Consider the following 16,404-nt stretch of genomic DNA (forward strand, 5'->3'; position numbering starts at 1 on the left):
CCGCCAGATTACGGGGCGGTATAGCCGCCGTCGATGACGAGCTCCGCGCCAGTCATGTAGCTGGATTCGTCGCTGGCGAGGAAGAGAGCTCCGTATGCGAGCTCACGGGCCTTGCCCAGTCGTTTCATCGGGGTTGCTTCGACAACACCGGCAGTGACGTCTACGTCCTGGGCAGCGATCATGGGGGTTTCGATGATGCCCGGGTGCAGAGAGTTGACACGGATGCCGTCGCCAACATACGTCAATGCTGCGTTCTTGCTCATGAGCCGGACGGCGCCTTTGCTGGCCGTGTAGGCCGCGACGCCTGCTGCCCCCGCGATTCCCCAGATGGAGGAAACGTTGATGATCGAACCGCCACCGTTGGAACGCATGTAGGGAACGACAGTGCGGATACCGAGGAACGGGCCTGTCTGGTTCACTGCCACCACTCGGTTCCAGTCCTCGATAGAGATGGAATCGATTGGCTCGTAGGAGCCCACCATGCCCGCATTGTTCATCAGGACGTTGATCCGTCCGAACTCACTCACGGTCTCTTCAGCAACGCGCTTCCAAGACTGTTCATCCGTTACGTCCAGTTCTTTGAACGCAACGCGGTCGCTGGCAAAGTCTTCTCCAAGGCTGAGGTCTGCAACAACGACCTGAGCGCCTTCTTCAGCAAACAGTTCGGCTGAAGCGCGGCCAATTCCGCGCGCACCGCCGGTGATGATGGCAACTTTGCCTTGCAGCCTCATGTCAGCCTCCCAATCTTCGCATCCGTTGTTCCGGAGTGCGGTGTTGAACAGGCGTAGCTCCTGCACATCGCTGAATCTCCTTATTGCATGGCCCGCATCCTTACGAACCTGCACGGTCGTTCGCTCTCGTGAACCTTTTTGTACACTGCTGCGTTACGAACCGTTCAGTAATAGTAGACACTCTCGTTGTGGTCTACGTCAAGTAGGTAGATGGTCCAACTCACACTTGTGTGAAAACCCTACGTTCCTTAGGGCCTAGACCCCCTAGTACCCTTCGCCGGACCCGCAAAACGCCTGTCCACTGGAGAGGGACACGACTCTGATCACGCTATAGATCGGAGCAAGGATGTGGGTATTCGCATTTCCCCCGATCCGGGTGGTCCACGTGGACTTTTCTGTGACGCCTTGGGCGCCGGGGTCATCCCAGCACAGCGGAGAGGACATTGAAATTTTTACCGTAGGTATGGGGCGCACCCTCCCCTGCCAGTGTGGTGCGCCCCTGCGGCTTCTCAGCCTTACTGAGGAATGATGTTGTCGGCCTTGTACCTGTCGAACAGCCGAATAAAGGAATCGAGGGTTCTTCGGTAGCCTGTAAAACCAGCGAGCCGGCACTTACTCATGTCTGCGACAACCTCAATGTCCCGGCCCAGGTCACTGTCGGAATGCCACCAGGATGCCACCCGGCTGAGGTCCGGTTCTGCAAGCCCGTATTTCGCCGCGATGCCTTCCCAGACCTCCTCCATTCCCTTCATTTGGTCTTCTAGCGGGCGAGGAGAATCGCTGAATCCTTCGGCCTCAACGCCGAAGTACCCTGCCAAGCGGGGCCACATCCAGCGCCAGCGGAAGACATCACCGTTGACAATGTTGTAGGCCTCGTTGCCTACGCCCTCCGTAGTAGAGGCCCAAATCATCTGCTCCGCCAACACCTCGCTGTCCGTCATGTCGACAAGGCTGTTCCACTGAGTTGCAGAGCCGGGGAAGACGAACGGCCGGCCAAGCTCCCGACAAATCGTCGCCTGTGCGGCGAGTGTCAGAGCCATATTCATGGCGTTTCCTACCGCGTGCCCAATAATCGTGTGGGAACGGTGAACAGACCATGTAAAGCCCCGCCTCGCTGCGGCCTCCCACAGCACGTCTTCTTGTGCGTAATAGAAATTTGGCCTGTCCAGCCGCGGTTCTTCCTCGTGAAACGGCGTGTCAGGCATACTGCCTTTGCCAAAGGATTCAAAGGGCCCGAGGTACTGCTTCAGGCCAGTCAGTAGGGCGACATGCTGAACGGGTGAGGATTCCACTGCAGACAGAAGGTTCCGGAGCAAGGCCGAGTTGACGTCGATGTTTTCGTTTTCCGTTTCTCTGCGTATCCAGGCAGTGAAAAAAACGTGCGTGATCTCTTCGTTCCGAAGGGCCTCCGTCAAGCTGTCCAGAGACTGCAAATCAGCAGATACATGGCGGACGCCGGCTCTCTCAACGGGCGTGCGCGACAAGGTTACAACCTCCCAGTCGCCTTCGGTGAGTTGCTCAACTATTGCCGATCCTGCGATCCCGGTCGCTCCAACAACCAGTGCCCTCCGGGACGGCCGATGCTGGACAATGGACATCTGAGACTCCTCCTGTGGGATGACAGCTGGTTTGCTTTCGAAGCCCGCAGGGACCAGCCTCCGGCCTTATCGGCCGTCTAGCATTACTTGACATGTGAATCTACGTTGGCCATGACTTAAGTGTCAACGGTCCGCAAGGGTTCGGAAGATGCTGCCGAGGCGTCTGTAGCACGCTCCGCGCAGGCACCGCTACCTTGCCAGTAAGTCTTCGCCTGGTTGTTCAGCGGGGCTGCCTCTGCGGAAGAGGCTCGTACTCAGCCCCAAACAGCCGGCAGGAGGGATCCACAGAGTGATGTACCGAAAGTTCAGCACGTTATTCGGCGGCTAACCATCGACCACCACGGAGAACTGGTCCGTATCCTCGCACGCGGTAACGCGGACGCCGCAGCCCAGCGAAGCAGTGCACTCGGTACAACCGGGAGACCGCATCGGCCACCTCCGCAAAGAGCAGCTCCGTGACCGGCCAGTAAGCCCATTTGGGCCCGCTCAGCTACTAACCCCTGCTCAGCCAGTCTCAACAAGGGTCGGAAACCGTTGTAGCTGAGGACATCGAGATAGACGCATTTTTGAGACCGTGCCGCTTCTGCCCAGCAGGGATTCCCGTCGCCCACTGGGTCCGCCTCAGGCCGTCTAATCAAAGGATCCTTTGATTGGACGGAGACTTAAGTAAAGTCCTTTCATGCCTGCTGCCGGGAGAGGGCCGCTGCCAGGACGACCCCGCGACCATACGCGCCGTGACAGCACTCATCAAAGAGACGCACCTTAGCGAGGGGAGGCCGCTGTCAGTTAAGGCGAGATTGCTTCCGCATGACTAGTTTGTGTGGTTCTGACGGAGTGGCGCTGTGATCCCACTGCGGCAAAGAGGACGCACATAAAATAGCCTTATGTCTGAACCCGAACAGGGCATTATCCGCAACAGCGTGCCAGACATCCTCGCCAATGAAGCATACGGCCCGGATTGGAAGCGCACCCAGGACATCATGGTGGTCAACACGGCCGGTGGCACCTCAACCCACCTTGCTTTGAAGTCGGCGCTGTTCACGACGCTGTGCGGTCAAAAGACAGGCGGTGTTGCCCGCAGTTGGTTCCTCCTGAGCGGCTGCAAAAAGTGTTCTAAGGCCGCACTCAAGCAAGGCATAGCCACGATCACGGATACGGATGGCACTCTCATTGACGTTGCTACCCACTCAGAAGCTGAGGCTCCAGTATGACGCCGCGCCAGCGTCGAGCGTGGCAGGCGGCGTCCAAGGCCAAGCAGGAAGCCAAAGATCTAGGGGAACTGCGTGCCGTCGAGCCTGCATCACGCCGCAGCGACGGATCGCCCAAGGTAGGCCGGGGCCAGGTGTATGCAGTCAGCACAGGAAAGGTTTATCACCCGGCATGGTGCAACTCAGTAGGCAATGTCTGGGATGAGAACCCCAAAAGGCTGCTGGTCGTCGAAGAGACCAGCGTTGGAACCCGGAAAGCCTGCAAGGCCTGCGACGAGCCGTTGCAGGCCTGAGAAGGGGTGCCAGTCGTCCTACTTCGCGTCGTCGGCGTCCCAGTCGTCCCGCGCGTCGCGTTTCTCCAGTGTGTCGATCAGCGGGTTGAAGCCGTCGTCGCCTGTTGAGTGGGCTATGGCGCGCAGCTGGCCGGCGACTTCTCGCCACATTCCCGCGTACCAGTCCGTGGGGTCAGAACCGTTCTCGCGGAGAAAAGCGTCCAAGGTGGACTTCCGGTAGACCAGGCGGGAGCCGCGCTTCTCGACTACCGGACCGCGGCTCACGTATCGCAAGCCACGGAGGAACTTCGCGCTCAGCTCGAAACCCACTGGGCCGCTCAGATAAGCCGCGGCCTCGCTCGTGGTCATCTGCATGTCGCAGGCATCAAACTCAGGTTCCATGCTGACACTCTAAGCACTGCATGCCGTTGCCTGATCCCGGGCAAAGTTGTGAGAGGCTGACGCAGCGTACGTCAGTAGTACGCCTGTGGAAATCCGAGGGGGCACCGTGGAACTACCCGAGATCCTGAGCGATCAGAACGTGAAAGCGGCGGCCAAGCTACTCCGTCGCTACTATCGCGACACCGACAAGAAGGGGCTTCTCAGCACTGGAAGCTACTTCGATGAATGGGCAGGCCGTGGAGACACCGCAAACAGAGACGTCATCACGGACAGCGATGCCGTGGCTGTGTCAATGCTTAGCGTCACCGTCCCGGCGAAAGCCATGGTGCGACTCGCTGAGCCACATACAGCAGCGCGTATTACAGGTCTGCTGAAACAGATCCCTACCGGCATCGCGCTCAGCAGCCTCAGCCGCCAGAACGCCGCATCGCTGCTCACTGACCTTGGCCCCGCGGCCCTGCTCTGGGACGAGCTGCGCAGCACGAAGGACAACCGCTGGGGAATAGGCGCCACGACCGCAAGCAAGATCATGGCCAGGAAGCGCCCCCATCTGATTCCCATCTGGGATGAAGTCATCGGCCAGGTCATCGGCAAGCGCAGTTCTAGAGACCAGTGGATGAACTGGCACCGGCTCCTGACCGACGGCACCGGTCTGCCCGAGCGCCTGGCAGAGATTCACCGGCTATCAGAAGTAGAGCTGCCATTGTCCGAGCTGCGGATCATGGACGTGGTCCTGTGGCGGTACGGGAAAGACCAAGGGCTTGGTGTACGCCGCGGGTCAGGCCGAAAGTGAAAAGAATCCATCCATGAAAGCTTCGCAATGATCGCGAGTGTCCTCAAATCTCACACCCTCAATTCAAAAGGGCGGCTACTTGGGAAAGCGCATGAGGATACCCAGGGGTCCGCGCAGCCTCTCAATCCAAATTCAGCACATGCAGGGCGGACATGCAGCGTTCAGGGCACCTTCACCCGGCTGTTTTGCGGGCGGGAATTACGGGATTAGGGAACCCTGAAACGAAGAAAGTGTTGCCGCGCGCCGAGTGGGCCTGGACGCGGCCGGCGGAGGACCGGCTTACGGACGGGAACGACGGAGCGGTTCAGCCCTTCCCGGTACGCTGTGCCTATGCAGGTTCGTGACGCCACCATGGATGACCTGGGACATGTGAATGCGGTCTGCGATGCCAGTGGACGAACTCGCTGGACCAGCGAGATGATCGCTCCTAGGAGCGACCGCGTCGTTCTGGTGGCTATCACACAGGACGAAGTAGTCGGCGTGGCCAAGACGCATTTCCACCCGACTCCCGAAGACAACGCTCCAGCGGGCCACTATCTCGGCGGCGTGGAAGTCGCTCCGGCGTTCCGCCGGCAAGGAATCGGTTTTGCACTAACCCGGGCGAGATTGGAATGGATCTGGTCCCGGGATTCGACTGCGTACTATTTCACAAACGAACACAACACGGCATCCATCAGGATGCATGAGGCTCTCAACTTCCGGCCGATCGCACGATTCTCGGAGATTCGAGGAGTAACCGGTGACGACGGTCAGTCAGAGCTCATCCTTTTCGAGGCCTCCCGGTAGGCGATCGGCTAACGGTTCGCGGTGAATTCGCTGGCAAGGCGTCGCCGGAGGTAGTCCGGCTCTGGGACGTCGCGCGATGGCATCGCCAAAAGCACGCCATCGAAGGGCTGGAGTGCACCCTTTAGCGACCCCATCATCGCCTACTTTCACCCAGTCGATCCGAACAACGTAATCTGGTCCGACCCGGAGATATCCCGTGTCGAACGCGCGGTCCACGAAGGTTGAAAGGCATATCCCATTTCTCGGGTCGAGCCTGATGCCTGGCGCCTTGCTCCAGGGCACGATGTGCGATGCGACTAAGAAGTCTGGCTTCGAGATGCCCGTGATTGCGCAGCGCCAGTTGTAGTTGCTCTTGAGCGCTTGAGCGAACGCTCGTTGCGCACTGCCACGAGTCTTGGCGGACACGATCTGGTCGTGCACGGCATAATCGCCTCGGGTGATCTGCCCCGCAAAGCGTGCGACTTCATTCGGCTCGGACTCGGCCGCCTCGGCGAGGGCGTCATCGCCTGTGGCACTTCCCCTTGCTCTACTGATTCGATATACGTGAGGAGCTCACTTGTTGCGCGGCGTCGGCCTTGCACGCGTGCTCCATGCAGACCGTGTGATTCAAGCACCCGGCCTGTCAGCTGGGCACGCTGTTCGTCGCTGAACACCGCTATTCGCCTAAGCCGCATCCAGCTGCGGCGCTTCATGCGATTCATCACGGCCTTCTCGTCTACCCAGTAGCCCCGGTCGTCGATATCCGGCTCCGGAAGGCCGACTGCCGTCACGGAACACTTGATGCCGATCGCCGAAACCGGCTCCGTGATGTAGAGGTAGACGACATCGCCAAGGGCGATGTGTGCCGATCTCGTCTCGCTCCAGTTCACGTCATCGAGGTCTCGGAAAGCACCCTCGCTTCTTAGGGTGGCGTAATTCGAGGCAATGATCCAGACGGTCATGAGGCAGGTTAGACCGTCATCGCCTGAATCTGAAATCACTTGATATAAAGAGCCTGCCGAGGACCCGCCCGTGCTAACCGCAGCGTCCCGAAACACTAGCCATGAAAGATAGCGAGGTCGGGTGCAGCGCCCGGTAGGGGATCCCTTTACGGGCGCTTAGCCGCGTCCTGACGCCTGCGTCCTCGCCCAGCACCGACTTCTTTCCACGAAGACGACATATGGGTGCTTATCGGCGGAGATGATGTCTTTCCCTGATGGCCAGCAGGGCTTCAGCAGGCCAGCGGACGCCGCGTGATAGCCATCCCTAGTACCCATTTAGTCTTGCCAGCGTCAGGATCGGCAGTGTGAGTAGCACACCCAGCGCCCATGCCCCGCGTATCACCCGGGACCGGTTGATGCTCTTTTGGAGGGCCGAGAATCGGGCACGCAAGAGGACCTGGTCTGTGGGTGGTTGTGGGTTGCCATGCCAGGTGCTTGGCTTTTCGGCGGCTGTGACGAGTAGTTGGACCTGCCGGGAGTTGAGGATGACCGGGCGGGAGCTGAGCCAGAAGCTCAGTTGCTGGTCGGTGAGGACTACTGCGCCGATGGGTTGTTCCTTTATTTTCAAGGTTTTGGGGTTCCGGACGACGATGACGGCGGTAACTGGGACCGCGGCGCGTACCTGACGTCCGAGCAGGTCCGCTGTTCGGGTGGCTTCGTAACGGGCGTTTTGGATGTGGCGTTGTTTCTTGCCCGCGACCATCATGACGTGTCCTGCGACCCAGACACTTTGGCCACTGTGGTTCTTGGTGTTGATCGTGAAGACACCCGAGGGCCCGATGAGGACATGGTCGATGTCGGCGGTTTTGGCACCTACGGGAACTGCGTGCAGCACGGTCCAGTCCGGGCCGAGGCAACTGAGGAGGTGTCCAATTGCGATTTCGCCGAGAGCGCCCTTGTACCAAGAGCGACTCCCGGCCGCCAACGGATCTACCCCGAATATCCTGTGTATGAACGGCCGGGGCCGCTGTTGCCCCTGCAGCGCCAACAGATGCTCGATTACGCCCTGCCCTGGCATCCGTTGTTTCAGACTCCTCGACGGCGTCGGGTCCGGGTCCCGTCCGGTTGCGGTCTCCGCCACACTCGCCCCCTGCCATGAAGCCGTACAGATGCTTGAGCGAAATGATGACAGAACGGCTGTGCCGAGACCAGACCCAAATGTGGTTAGGTTCTTCTTTGATCCCGCGCCGGGGGTTGCGAGCAAGCTGCTGCGCAAACCCAACCCACCACTGGGGCCCAATACCCTGCTGTTTCACACCCCGGCAATGAGCTCACGCGAGTCGGGCGCCTACTTGTCCAGGCAGGTGTCGACAAATTGCTTCGCTTGCGCCGTCTGGCGCAATGGTCCAAGGCCCTTTGGATTACTGACTACCCGCGTCCTCATAGGCGATACTCTCGTCGTCCTGTTCGGCCCAGTCGAGGGCTGCGACGAGGTGTCCTTCGGTGGGGAGTGCTTGTTGTTCTGCTGCGGGGAGTTTGTCGTAGGTGTAGGCGGCGACTGCCATGGGGGAGGTGGAGCGGCCGAGGCTGTACCGGACGCTGCGTTCGTTCTTGGTCCCGCAGATCAGGATGCCGATGGTTTCGTTGTGATGCTCGCGGCGCAGCATGTCGTCAACGAGGGCCACGTAGAAATTGAGTTGCCCTGCCCAAGCCGGGCGGAAACGGCCTGTTTTGAGTTCGACAACGACGTACCGGAGCTGTTCGATGTGGAAGAACAACAGGTCGATGTAGTAGTCGTCCCCGTCGACGTCGAAGTGGACTTGGCGACCGACAAAGGAGAACCCGGGGCCAAGTTCTTGCAGTGTTTCGGTGATCCTGTTCGTGAGGGCGTTTTCGAGGTCGCGTTCTGCGACTTCGCCGGAGAGCCCGAGGAATTCGAAGTTGTAGGGGTCTTTGGCCACCTGCTGGGCCAGCTCCGAGTCCGGGGATGCGAGCTGGCGGGTGAAGTTCGAGGGGGCCGTGCCGGTACGCTCCATCGAGCGGTTCATCATCATGTTCAGCAGGACATTGCGCGACCACCCGTATTCCACGGCCGCGGCGGCATACCAGTTGCGCTCTTCGGCGGTGGTGGTTTTGTCCAGAAGGACGGTGATATGGCCCCAGGCCAATTGTGCAACAGGCTGTTGCACAATTGTCTCCGGCCAGGCCGCCGCGAACGCGCGCATGTAGAAGAGGTTCCGTCGTGACAAGCCCTTCATGTCAGGGAACTCGGCCCGGAGGTCATCGGCCAGACGGCCCATGACCCCGCTCCCCCATTGTTCGACCCGTTGGCGTTCCAGCACTGTCTTGCCGATGGACCAATACAGCTCGATGAGTTGCGTGTTGACGGTTCGCAGGGCGGTGATGCGTGCTGCTCGTACGCGGTCCTTGAGCGTGGCGAGAAGGTCGGTGTAGCCCTCGGGCAAGGACAGTGCGCGCGAGTCGGTCATGGCTCCACTCTATCGATCGGTAATTGTGCAGCAGCTTGTTGCACCTTTGGGTTCGTAGCGCATCCCCGGGGTTGAGTTAGGGCTGGATGGTTCTGACGTCGGGGAACCAGCCCTGGGGCGCCTTGCGGGGTTCGAGGTGTTCGGGGTCGCGGTGTTCTTTCATGTCGCAGTTGTAGAAGGGGCCATGCGGGTCGAGGAGGACTCTCATGTGGTGGTCTGCGTGGTCGCGCCACCAGACGCTCATGCCGGTTGCGGGGTCCAGTCGCAGGTGTTCCCACGCCCGCCAGAGGGCCGCTACACGTGAGATTGCCTCGGGGTGGAAGTACCACTCGATGCACCACTTGGCGGTCTTGCCCGTGACGTTGCGGACGTAGGTGGGCAGCAGCTGCTCGTGGAGGAATTCTTCCGCTGAGCCGTAGACGAGTTCCGGCTCCTTCCCAGCTCCTTGGTCGGCTGTGTCTGGGGCCGGTGTGTCCGTGTCGTAGAGGTCAAAATCAGTTGCCATGAGGGGCGCCCTTTCCTATGTCCTGACCCAGGGATTCGCGGCCGGTGCAGGTGGCAGCGGGACGGATGGTTGTTCGGGGCGGGGGCTGTATTTCTTGATGGATGCCGCCACGGCTTCCTTGTGGGGTCCGGTGTACCAGGGCATGGTCCGGACGAGCGTGGCGGGTGCGCCGGAGGCGAGGACGACGGCGCGGCCACGGTCCAGTTCGGCGAGGTTGGAGACGTCGAAGATGCGTTCCTTGGCCTCTTGGCGTGAGCGGCTGGAACCGGACTTGCCCGAGGACGTGGATACGTTGATGTAGCTGTAGTCCCCGATCAGGTCCATGAGCTCGCGGAGGAAGCCTGCTTCGGCGACGCCGCCGCCATAGACCTTCACATTGGCCGCTGACCAGATCTTCCGCATGTTCGCCTCACCCCACAACTCGACGCCCTGGGACCAGGACTGCAGGATCCCCATGACAATCAATCCTTTGGATCCGTAGTGGCTGAACTGGTCCGGGAGCCCGGCCCACCGGACGACGTTGGCCAACTCATCGAGAGCGAACAGACCAGGCTTGGGAAGCCGGCCGCCGCTGCGTTCGGCACGTTCTTCCATGGCCTCAGCGATGGCCACCGTCAGGGCAGTGGTGAGCGGCGCAGCCGAACCGGCACCTTCCTTGGAGAGGATGTAGATCGTCTCCTGCGAAGCAGCGAAAGCTGCCGGGTTGAACTGACGGCGGGGATCCGCGGCCACCGTGGCACCACCGGTTGGGGCGACCCAGCGCAGCGTGTTCCGGCTCTTGAGACACTGGATCATCTTCTCGGCCGTGCCGAAGATACCGTCGCGCTGCTTGTCGGCCAGCTCCAGCGTTGATTCAAGGCCCTTGTACTGCAGCTCGTAATCATGCTCGCGAAGGATGTTAATCGGCTCCCGGTTGACCTGTTCGGTGACCCAGATGTACACCTGCGTGATGGGCAGGCCCCCGAGAGCGGCCGCGAGGAAGTATGAGGCCAGAATGTCTTCGGCCTTGGGGTCGAAGTAGGCGTCGGGTTTGGACCCGGGCACGCGGGAGCCGACGGAGAAGTGCTGGGTGAGTTTATAGGCTTTCTCTTCGTCGGTGACGTAGGAGAGCGGGTTCCACCACCAGTCCGGTTCTTCCTGGGCGATCTTCTGCGGGTCGAATACCCACACCGGGGCCGTTTGCTCGCGAACGCCACGGGTGCCGTCCACGACATCGCGCTTGTTCGACGTCGACACCACGGCGCCGGGTGCGTCGAGGATGGCGGGCATGACCCGTGAGGTCGATTTACCGGTGCGTGGTCCCCAAATATCCAAAGACAGGTCTTCCCAGGACTGAATGAACTTCTGGCCCGTGGAGACGACCTTGCCGACAACGATGCCCGGAGTGTCCGTGATGCCCAGGCGCTCGGCGGTGGCCTTGGCTCCCTTCTCGGAGAATGCGTGCAGTGCTTTCCCGCGACCGAGGTAGCGGGCGGCCTTATCGACGCGGGCGCGCTGGGATGCACCCTGCTTCCAGGCAACGAGCACGACAATGGCCAAGGCCAGCACCACACCGGCCATCAGGCAGACAACGACTGTGGCTTCGGTGGGCCACGGGACACGGCCCTTGATCAGGCCGACGATCAGGTCAACCGGATGAGCCGGCGGAGCCTCGATCCCTGCCATCCATGACCCGAGGTGCAAGGCGGCGTACGTTCCGCCACCGAACACGACAATGAAACCGATGGCCAGCCACACCAGCAGGGCATCGCCCAAGCCGATCCCTTTACGGTTTGGTGCGCTCATTTCTTGCCACCTTTCGCCTTGCCTGCTTTCCGGAGAAGGCTTCCCTCCCCGACAGTGGTCTTCCTGTTCCTTGCCTCGTCTTGCAGCCTGAGGTTGCTAAGTTTGAGCTCCGTGTTCTCAGCCGTGGCCTTGGTTTCGGTCTTCCAGATTGGTTCGAGCACGGCTAAAGACAGGACTATGAAGATCCAGCCGATCAACGTGCTCCACAACGGAACGACATCCCATCCTGTCCGCCAGGACGGAGGAAAATTGAAGGCGAGAGCCGAGGCAAAAACGCCAAGTATCGTAAGACCATTTCTGGACCACGTGATTTCGTGGTTTGGCGTTCTCTTTACACGGAAGATCGCAATTCCTATGCCCCCTGATATCACCATCAAGACGGCCCAGAAACAGAACCAACCCCAATGGTCCTGAGCATGCGACGGGTCGCCAAGGATGTTCATGAAGACGCTAAAAGCCACCGCACCGCAGAAGAGTGCACCTATAACGCAGCGGTACCACCATTCGGTGAAAGTCGGGGTTCTCATGAGGGTCCTTCCTGGGTGGGTGCAGCGAGGGTAATCAGGTTAGGAACTGATCCAGGTGCGGTGTGCCATTTGCCGTCGGTGTCGTTGACGCCTTCTGGGCCCTTCTCCAGGGAAGTGAGTCCGACTTGGACGGGGATCCCGGGACGGCCGCCGACCTTGATGAGGAACTTTCCCCGGCCCGGAGGTTCGACGTCGATGCCTCGTGAGTCCCACGCGGGCGGGTCCTGCCAGCCGATGAGTTTCTGCTGTTCCTGGCGGGAGAGTGGAATGGCGGAAGTCAGCAGCGGCATTTCCGAGGCGGGGAGGCCGCCGCAGATGACCATGCCGGAGCGTTCGACGAAGCCGCGTGCTTTCATCCGGTCCTCTTCTGCGGGCAGGGCCAGCAGGTCGGACATGGTGTGGGAGATCATGCCCTGCCCGACACCGACGGAGCGGTTCAACCGGGTCAAAGCATCCACCCGGTCGACCATGCCTTTACCAGCGCGCAGTGCTCGCCACAGCTCGTCCAGGACCACGAAATAGTTCCGTCGGGGTTCCAGGCCGGCGTCGGCGAGGGCGTTGGCGACGTTGACCGTGCCGAAGCCGTAGGACCAGCACGCGAGCAGGATCGCGGCCTGCAGGTCTGTCTCGGTCTCGTCGATGCTGGAGACATCGAAGACCACGGCACGGTCGCGCTTCATGGGCTCGCTGGTCTGGCGGGAGAAGATTTCTCCCAGCTTCCCGCCACCGGTCAAACCGAGCAGGGTTGCCTCCAAAGCCCTGGTTTCCTGCAGGTAGATGTTCATGTCGCCACGGTCCAGGGCGACCTGTCGCAGCTCATCCGGGGCCGAGACGATGACATCGAGCAGGTCTTTCAACACCGGAACGCCGTCGAACCGGTCATCGAGGATCCGCAGTGCACGGTCGAGGATCGTCTGCTCCTGATCGGTGGGCGGGTTGTTCCTGCTGATCGTGATCAGCGAGACGACCATGGTCAGGCGGCGGCCGTGCGCGTCGGCACGGACCCGGGCTGCGTCCTCATGATGGCCACTCTCTTCCAGGAGCTGCGCGGCCTCAACAGCCTGGCCAGGGTCAAGAATGTTTAAGTCCCCGACACCACGGCCAAGCCGGATGACCTGCCCGCCGAGCGCCCGGACGGCTTTGACGTGCTCGCCCTTGAGGTCACCCAAGATTAGAGGGTGAACACCTTGGGCGGAGAGTCCGATGAACATGCGCCGGACCACGGTGGACTTCCCCAAACCGGGCTTTCCCAAGATGAATACCGAGGGATTGGAAATCAGCCGTGCGCGCTGGAACCAGCTGATCGGGTCACAGCAAACCGTGGCCTGGGTTTCCTCATGACGGCCCAGCGGGACGCCGATCATTGGTGAGGACGCGCCCGAGGAGAACGGCCAAAGCCCGCAGACCTGAACCGTCGTTCCCCGGTACTCCTTAACGGACGGGACGAGCTGGGCCATTCCCCCGCCACGCCCTGGCCAACCACGGGCGCCAGGACCTGCCGGGCGAGGCGGCTTCTCAGCCCTCTCCGGCGCAGCTTTGACCCGCGAGGTGCTGTACTTGGAAGAACGGGTGAAGAGTTTCATGCTGGCCATTACAGGGCATCCCTAATCTCGGACGGGAGCATGCTGTGCTCGGGCAAGACCAGGCCCAAGGGCAGGGATGCGGCGAACACTGTGTCCTGCGCCCCGTACGCTTTGCGCAGCAAGAGCCTGGCGCTGCCGGAACTCTGTTCCACAGCGGCCACAGCGTCTGGAAGGCGTTCCCGGTCTGTCACGGTGGCCGTAACGACCAGACCAAAGTTCACCAGACCTGCCCCTTGGGCTTCTTCCTGCGCTGTCTGCGCCGCTGACCGGGCATCGACCAGGGCGCGGGCTGAGGGGCGGGTGCCGGAGGTGATGCGGACGTTGGCGTTGTTCTGATCCCGCTCGACCACGGCAGCAGCCCGGGCCGAATCCATCGGCCGGTACAGCAGAGAGACACGCTTGCGGTCAACGTCCCCGTGCGGGGCCAACAGCCGGGACAAGACCGAGGAGTTTACGGAACCCCGCGGGGCACCGGTCATGGTCCAGGAGACCGAGAACGCCGAATCGTGCCGGTAGTTCTCCCAGTTGGATTGGTGCGCCGTTGGGCCAACCTCGCCCCAGGTCAGGGACACCGGTGACCCAGCGGCGTGGGCTTCATCAATGATCAGCGCTGCGGGCGGATCGTAGGCGATCCTCACAACTTCGCACAGCTCCTGTGCCGTCATCGGGCGGGCAATACCGGCCCCAGTGGACTGCAACCGCGCCGACAAGCCGGGGATCCGGGAGGCCAGGTCGCGGGCGACATCCTGCGGGGTCCGCTTCTTGGCCCCGGACCGGATGGCGGCGTTGAACGTCAACGACACCCAGGCACGGACCGTTGCCGAGCCTTCCGGGTAGGTTTCGACGACTTCGTTCAGCATTTCCCTGGCGAAGGCGGGTGCGTCCGGGGCGATGTTCATCAGCACTTCGTTCCGCAGCCGGTACCCCGAATCCGGGGCGGTCTCGACCGTCACAGCCGCGGCGTCCAGCCCGGCTTCATCGGCCAGACCGGCGAGCCAGCCGCCCCAGTTCGCCACCCACGCATCGACCTGTTCCGGGTCAACCAGGGATGCCCCGTCGGGTTCGGTGGAGAAGATCACGGTGAAGTGGCTCGTCGTTGGGACGTGGAGCACGGCGAAGGGGCGCTTGTAGGAGTCAGTGAACTCGTACAGGGTCGACTTCGCCGCCAAACCGGGGAGCTGGTACGTGCCCCATTCGGTGACTCCGAGGGGGCCGGAGCGGTACAGGTTGGTTCCGGAGGATCGGGAGATTTTGAAGGCCATCCGGGTGCCGAAGCGGTCAACGACGGACTGGCCATGCTTGTCCTTGACTGTCAGCAGCAGAGTGCTGACACCGGCAAAGGCAAGAACGCCCAGGCCGACGAACAGGCCCCAAATAGCGAAGCTAACAATGCCCGCCAACAACCCGGCGAATACGATGGCGGTGCCGATCGCGCCGAGGTTGGCTAGCCCGGCTGAGCGCGGTACGCGCCAGTTGCCGTAGGACGGTTCTTTGTATTCGGTGTTAATTGCTGCCACTGGGTCCCTCTCCGGTTGAATCCTGCGCGGTCTTTTCGATTGCCTGTGACGTCGTAGTCGCCACCTTTGCTCCTGTAGCTACGGCCGCACCAGCCGGACCGGCTGCCGCTGCTCCCGCTCCGGCTGCGATCGCCCCTGAACCGGCACTAGTCGCGGCTCCCGTGCCGGCGGTGCCGGCCTTGGCTGCTGCAGCAGTGCTGGCTGCTCCGCCGGGGCCAGTGGCTCCGGGAATGGGTTGCCCGCTGCCTCCGCGTGGGCCGAACGTGCCGTTACTGCCCTTCGGGGAGCTGCCCGATGTGCTCTGCGTGCTCGATGAAGATGCAGGGGTGGGTGAGGCGTTACCCCTGCCACTACCGCCGCGGCCAAATGAGACAGCACCTGTGGCAATAGCCCCGACCGCTGCGCCTGCCCCGGCGCCCCCTCCGGAGGCCACTGCAGCCACCATGGGTGTTACAAAACGCATCAGAGCCGGCAGCGCAAAGAGCGCGACGACCATCAGGGTGAATCCCGTAATCGAAGAGATCAGAGCGTCTTTATTTCCGTTGTTGCCCATCAGGAGAAACGCCACGGAGTACACGATGGCAGCGGCTGGTTTGTAGGCGATGAAGGCGATGGTCCAACCCACTGCCTTCAGGAACCACTGCCTACCCATCTCGGTGTTCGTGAAAGAGGCTGTGGTGGGCAGGGTGCCCGCAAGGACGACCAACATGCCGCTACGCACCACCATCAAGACGATCTGGACAAGGGACGCAAGCAGGCCAATCAGGCCAAGGACGATCAGAATGAAAACTTCAACACCGGTCTGGTTCGTCATGACCAAGAGTTTCATCGACTCGGCGAAGCCTTTTCCGTCCGTGGAACGTTCGATGACAGCTGCCGCCAAGAAGTCCGCTGCAAGGGCCAGAATCGAAATCACACTCAGGCCCAACCCCGACACCAGCGTCAGAGTGATAAGTGAACGCAACAGGTCCTTCAGCGGGGCTCCCCGCAGCTCCCAAATCAACCGAATACCGCCGAGAATGACCGCCAGAACTGCCAGTGCCAACGTCCACGGCATCAACTCGCTATTGACGATGGAAACAACCGGACTCGCGGTTGAGCCGTCTTGACTGGTCAGGTTCACAGTGGGCATCGAAACCCAGAAAGTAGACAGAGTCGTCACCATCTGGCTCATCCCCTCCATGATGGCCTTGGCGAGGTTGCTGATCGCATCGTCTGCGATCCCGGCGATGACCTCACCGGCTCCTTCCTTGGCTTTGCATCCCAGGTCCCAAACTTCGCATGCCAT

16 protein-coding genes are annotated in these 16,404 nt (G+C 61.3%); 4 read left to right on the forward strand and 12 right to left on the reverse strand.

What is annotated here, in order from left to right:
• Positions 1-8: 8 nt before the first annotated feature.
• Positions 9-797, reverse strand: a complete 789-nt coding sequence (locus tag ACFVSI_RS10435) for an SDR family NAD(P)-dependent oxidoreductase (RefSeq protein ID WP_387822834.1) — start codon at positions 795-797, stop codon at positions 9-11.
• A 449-nt stretch (positions 798-1,246) separates the two neighbouring features.
• Positions 1,247-2,329: an SDR family oxidoreductase gene (locus ACFVSI_RS10440; protein WP_387822837.1), complete on the reverse strand. Its 1,083-nt coding sequence runs from the start codon at positions 2,327-2,329 to the stop codon at positions 1,247-1,249.
• A gap of 884 nt (positions 2,330-3,213) precedes the next feature.
• Between ACFVSI_RS10440 and ACFVSI_RS10445 the strand changes: the two genes are divergently transcribed.
• Together ACFVSI_RS10445 and ACFVSI_RS10450 are read left to right on the forward strand one after the other, a co-directional pair.
• Entirely contained in the window at positions 3,214-3,540 is a 327-nt protein-coding gene (locus ACFVSI_RS10445) for a hypothetical protein (protein WP_387822840.1), read from the forward strand.
• On the forward strand, positions 3,537-3,830 hold the full coding sequence (locus tag ACFVSI_RS10450; protein ID WP_387822843.1) for a hypothetical protein: 294 nt from the start codon (positions 3,537-3,539) through the stop codon (positions 3,828-3,830). Before ACFVSI_RS10445 ends, ACFVSI_RS10450 begins: the two co-directional genes overlap by 4 nt.
• 18 nt (positions 3,831-3,848) lie before the next feature.
• Here the strand turns inward: ACFVSI_RS10450 and ACFVSI_RS10455 are convergent, their stop codons facing one another.
• Positions 3,849-4,211, reverse strand: a complete 363-nt coding sequence (locus tag ACFVSI_RS10455) for a hypothetical protein (RefSeq protein WP_387822846.1) — start codon at positions 4,209-4,211, stop codon at positions 3,849-3,851.
• A gap of 106 nt (positions 4,212-4,317) precedes the next feature.
• Between ACFVSI_RS10455 and ACFVSI_RS10460 the strand changes: the two genes are divergently transcribed.
• Positions 4,318-5,004 carry a DUF6308 family protein gene (locus ACFVSI_RS10460; RefSeq protein ID WP_387822849.1) on the forward strand — a complete coding sequence of 229 codons (687 nt, stop codon included), beginning with the start codon at positions 4,318-4,320 and terminating at the stop codon, positions 5,002-5,004.
• A 330-nt stretch (positions 5,005-5,334) separates the two neighbouring features.
• Positions 5,335-5,790: a GNAT family N-acetyltransferase gene (locus ACFVSI_RS10465; RefSeq protein WP_387822852.1), complete on the forward strand. Its 456-nt coding sequence runs from the start codon at positions 5,335-5,337 to the stop codon at positions 5,788-5,790.
• On the opposite strand, the gene ACFVSI_RS10470 is transcribed toward ACFVSI_RS10465, so the two are convergent.
• The 9 genes from ACFVSI_RS10470 to ACFVSI_RS10510 form a co-directional block, all read right to left on the reverse strand.
• A complete protein-coding gene (locus tag ACFVSI_RS10470) occupies positions 5,758-6,210 on the reverse strand; it encodes an HNH endonuclease (RefSeq protein WP_387822855.1) in 453 nt (150 codons plus the stop codon). The two genes, ACFVSI_RS10465 and ACFVSI_RS10470, sit on opposite strands and share 33 nt — an antisense overlap.
• An 825-nt stretch (positions 6,211-7,035) precedes the next feature.
• Complete coding sequence (locus ACFVSI_RS10475) at positions 7,036-7,788, reverse strand: nuclease-related domain-containing protein (RefSeq protein ID WP_387823097.1); 753 nt, start codon at positions 7,786-7,788, stop codon at positions 7,036-7,038.
• Between the two features lie 343 nt (positions 7,789-8,131).
• Positions 8,132-9,199: a YhcG family protein gene (locus ACFVSI_RS10480; protein WP_387822858.1), complete on the reverse strand. Its 1,068-nt coding sequence runs from the start codon at positions 9,197-9,199 to the stop codon at positions 8,132-8,134.
• Positions 9,200-9,275: 76 nt separating this feature from the next.
• Positions 9,276-9,704, reverse strand: coding sequence for a DUF4913 domain-containing protein (locus ACFVSI_RS10485; protein ID WP_387822861.1), 429 nt, complete (start codon positions 9,702-9,704; stop codon positions 9,276-9,278).
• Between the two features lie 15 nt (positions 9,705-9,719).
• Complete coding sequence (locus ACFVSI_RS10490) at positions 9,720-11,489, reverse strand: type IV secretory system conjugative DNA transfer family protein (protein WP_387822864.1); 1,770 nt, start codon at positions 11,487-11,489, stop codon at positions 9,720-9,722.
• On the reverse strand, positions 11,486-12,016 hold the full coding sequence (locus ACFVSI_RS10495) for a hypothetical protein (protein ID WP_387822867.1): 531 nt from the start codon (positions 12,014-12,016) through the stop codon (positions 11,486-11,488). The genes ACFVSI_RS10490 and ACFVSI_RS10495 overlap by 4 nt, the downstream gene beginning before the upstream one ends.
• Complete coding sequence (locus ACFVSI_RS10500) at positions 12,013-13,608, reverse strand: helicase HerA domain-containing protein (RefSeq protein ID WP_387822870.1); 1,596 nt, start codon at positions 13,606-13,608, stop codon at positions 12,013-12,015. Before ACFVSI_RS10500 ends, ACFVSI_RS10495 begins: the two co-directional genes overlap by 4 nt.
• The gene (locus ACFVSI_RS10505; protein ID WP_387822872.1) at positions 13,608-15,116 is read right to left on the reverse strand and encodes an SCO6880 family protein; all 1,509 of its coding nucleotides are present in this window, start codon (positions 15,114-15,116) and stop codon (positions 13,608-13,610) included. The genes ACFVSI_RS10500 and ACFVSI_RS10505 overlap by 1 nt, the downstream gene beginning before the upstream one ends.
• Positions 15,103-16,404 carry a hypothetical protein gene (locus ACFVSI_RS10510; protein WP_387822874.1) on the reverse strand — a complete coding sequence of 434 codons (1,302 nt, stop codon included), beginning with the start codon at positions 16,402-16,404 and terminating at the stop codon, positions 15,103-15,105. The genes ACFVSI_RS10505 and ACFVSI_RS10510 overlap by 14 nt, the downstream gene beginning before the upstream one ends.

The organism is Paenarthrobacter sp. NPDC057981 (assembly GCF_042886835.1).
In the GTDB taxonomy this organism is placed as follows: domain Bacteria; phylum Actinomycetota; class Actinomycetes; order Actinomycetales; family Micrococcaceae; genus Arthrobacter.

What these genes read in the sequence shown, in the direction of transcription:
- ACFVSI_RS10500 (WP_387822870.1), bottom strand. Translation starts at nt 13,608, where the DNA reads ATGGCCAGCATGAAACTCTTCACCCGTTCTTCCAAGTACAGCACCTCG.
- ACFVSI_RS10450 (WP_387822843.1), top strand. Translation starts at nt 3,537, where the DNA reads ATGACGCCGCGCCAGCGTCGAGCGTGGCAGGCGGCGTCCAAGGCCAAG.
- ACFVSI_RS10445 (WP_387822840.1), top strand. Translation starts at nt 3,214, where the DNA reads ATGTCTGAACCCGAACAGGGCATTATCCGCAACAGCGTGCCAGACATC.
- ACFVSI_RS10475 (WP_387823097.1), bottom strand. Translation starts at nt 7,788, where the DNA reads ATGCCAGGGCAGGGCGTAATCGAGCATCTGTTGGCGCTGCAGGGGCAA.
- ACFVSI_RS10495 (WP_387822867.1), bottom strand. Translation starts at nt 12,016, where the DNA reads ATGAGAACCCCGACTTTCACCGAATGGTGGTACCGCTGCGTTATAGGT.
- ACFVSI_RS10480 (WP_387822858.1), bottom strand. Translation starts at nt 9,199, where the DNA reads ATGACCGACTCGCGCGCACTGTCCTTGCCCGAGGGCTACACCGACCTT.
- ACFVSI_RS10485 (WP_387822861.1), bottom strand. Translation starts at nt 9,704, where the DNA reads ATGGCAACTGATTTTGACCTCTACGACACGGACACACCGGCCCCAGAC.
- ACFVSI_RS10455 (WP_387822846.1), bottom strand. Translation starts at nt 4,211, where the DNA reads ATGGAACCTGAGTTTGATGCCTGCGACATGCAGATGACCACGAGCGAG.
- ACFVSI_RS10440 (WP_387822837.1), bottom strand. Translation starts at nt 2,329, where the DNA reads ATGTCCATTGTCCAGCATCGGCCGTCCCGGAGGGCACTGGTTGTTGGA.
- ACFVSI_RS10490 (WP_387822864.1), bottom strand. Translation starts at nt 11,489, where the DNA reads ATGAGCGCACCAAACCGTAAAGGGATCGGCTTGGGCGATGCCCTGCTG.
- ACFVSI_RS10465 (WP_387822852.1), top strand. Translation starts at nt 5,335, where the DNA reads ATGCAGGTTCGTGACGCCACCATGGATGACCTGGGACATGTGAATGCG.
- ACFVSI_RS10510 (WP_387822874.1), bottom strand. Translation starts at nt 16,404, where the DNA reads ATGGCATGCGAAGTTTGGGACCTGGGATGCAAAGCCAAGGAAGGAGCC.